A 1,740-nucleotide genomic window follows, 5' to 3' on the forward strand; every position below is an offset into this window, starting at 1 on the left:
TCTTTTATTTCCTTATGGTTGAGTCTATTTTTAGTGCCAAGAGCTTCCGCTTTATTGCTGCAGTATTTGTCAATTTTTCTAGAGAAATCGCACGCAAGGTGCTGATGAATTTCATTTTTTCTTGGTTGTAACTCAAAGATAACGTCATCGCATGCTTGTATAATAATATCAACTGTATTTTTTAAAATAGATAAATCACGTACATTGAAAATAGACAAATCATCACGTTGCGATTTGCTTGATATTAATTCGCCAATCTGTTTTCTAACTACATTTGAATTTACAATATTTAACCTACCTCTAGCTTCACTTAATATGTTAATTCGTTGTTCGTAAGGAAGACTGTTAATGGACAATAAAATGTCACTAAATTTACGTAGCGTTTTTTTTGACAACGAAGTATTGTTCATCTTTATGGTTATGGCATCAGTTAAACTGTGTTTTTGTATGTTTATTTTCATTTTTAGTTCATTCCAGTTGCGCTATAAAGCCTTAGAATCTATCCCAAAAGGGATTTATTCCAAACAATGAGACCACAAGCAAAATGCAACATGGCCTCGTAGTTTTCGATTTTCTTTTCCCAACGAACAAGCAATCTACGATAACGGTTTAGCCAGCTATGGGTTCGCTCCACAACCCAACGATGAGCCTTAAAATCATCCGATTGTTTCAAGCTCGCAGCCTCTTCAGTACGTGATTGAACATAAGGAATCTAGTTCAAAGCGACCAACTCATCATGCAGCCACTGCCCTGTATAACCTTTGTCTAAATACAGCGGCACTTGTAACGGTGGGCGATAACACTCTAATGCATCTAAAGTTTGCAGTACCAACTTGATGTCGTGGACGTTGGCACCATCGCTGACAACGGCAAGTGGTAATCCATTTGCATCCGCCAATAAGCTGCGTTTTACGCCTTGTTTTGTTCGGTCTGTCGGGTTCTTTCCTGTTTTTTTGAGCTAGCTAAAGGTGCTTTTGTTTGGCAGCCATCCATTGATATAGAACGCCAATCAACACCTTCGTAAATCAGGGTATTTTGCCAAAATCGCTCAAAGGCACCTGCATCTCGCGACTCTTGAAAACGAAGATGTGTAGAGCTAAAGGTGCAAATACCCGTTGCGTTAAGGGTATTCCACTGACAACCAGTTCTGAGAACAAAAAGAACTGGTTGTCATGGCATCACGATTATCAACCCATCTTTCGATGTGTACCTAGAGGGTGATCAGTCTTGTGGACAGGCAACAAAGGCTCTATTTTCGCCCAAAGAGCATCGGAGATTAGGTATTGTGTTGAACTCATTTACAGTATTTCAATAGGCGTTGATTTAACTCAGACAACACCTATTGAGATAGGTTCTAAAACAACTTATTACGCTTAAACCAATCATGATGACCGAGAATCTATTCACGAATATCAAACTATCCTTTCGCACCTGCAATCACCGAGCATAGTGTGCTCCAAAGGACGTCAAACAGACAATACGTGACTTTTGCTCTTTGCCGTTGGTCGATAATCATTTGAAAATATTCTTTGAAGTGGTCAATCTGCATGGTGCTCTTCCTAAAAAGGGAGTATATAGCCACAGCCAAATGTGTTCGTCAAATCGATATAATGTTGATTAAGGTACGTTCTCTATCTTACCCTGCATGTTAATGAGTTAGATGATCATTTGCCAAATAAATTAATATGATATATGACACTAATCATATCGATCATAGACGGATCTTTTGATTAGTAATGA

General features: G+C 38.5%; 1 protein-coding gene and 2 pseudogenes. All 3 read right to left on the reverse strand.

The genetic code is table 11. The annotated features are described in order from the left end of the window. Window positions 1-461: hypothetical protein (locus tag RH85_RS20970; protein ID WP_006714746.1), on the reverse strand; the 461-nt coding region annotated here is incomplete at its 3' end. Between the two features lie 38 nt (window positions 462-499). Further along, window positions 500-1,298 (reverse strand): annotated as a pseudogene (locus RH85_RS22545) (IS5 family transposase). Between the two features lie 104 nt (window positions 1,299-1,402). Next, a pseudogene (locus tag RH85_RS22865) lies at window positions 1,403-1,549 on the reverse strand (transposase family protein); the annotation flags it as partial. Window positions 1,550-1,740 lie beyond the last annotated feature (191 nt).

This window comes from Vibrio ichthyoenteri ATCC 700023, assembly GCF_000222605.1.
In the GTDB taxonomy this organism is placed as follows: domain Bacteria; phylum Pseudomonadota; class Gammaproteobacteria; order Enterobacterales; family Vibrionaceae; genus Vibrio; species Vibrio ichthyoenteri.